Source organism: Polaribacter sp. 2305UL8-11 (genome assembly GCF_058147165.1).
The window spans coordinates 1-282 of sequence record NZ_JBYVJW010000041.1; the positions used below are offsets into that span (position 1 = coordinate 1).

Genomic DNA, 282 nt, shown 5'->3' on the forward strand with positions numbered 1-282 from the left:
CTTTCTTTAGGTACTTTTTGAGCAATTAAGAACTCTTTCGCCTTTTTCGTGCCAATTTTTTCGTTTCCATTATAAAATTTTGGATCTGCAATGTCATGTCATAAAGCTGCCAACGAAATGACAAAAACATCGGCTTTTTCTTCTCTAGAAATTAAAATAGCATTTTTAAAAACACGTTCTATATGAAACCAGTCATGGCCACCTTCAGCTCCTTTTAATTCATTTTGTATAAATGCAATAGTATTAGAAATTATTTTTTCTTGGTTCATTTATTTGGTTCTT

Annotated in this window: 1 protein-coding gene; it reads right to left on the reverse strand. The window is 30.5% G+C overall.

Annotated elements, in window-relative coordinates; genetic code table 11:
- Positions 1-98: 98 nt before the first annotated feature.
- A complete protein-coding gene (locus ACY2RW_RS16130) occupies positions 99-269 on the reverse strand; it encodes a hypothetical protein (RefSeq protein WP_490123758.1) in 171 nt (56 codons plus the stop codon).
- Positions 270-282: the final 13 nt, after the last annotated feature.

Excerpts from the sequence above, each read along its gene's own strand:
- ACY2RW_RS16130 (WP_490123758.1), bottom strand. The coding sequence starts at position 269 with ATGAACCAAGAAAAAATAATTTCTAATACTATTGCATTTATACAAAAT.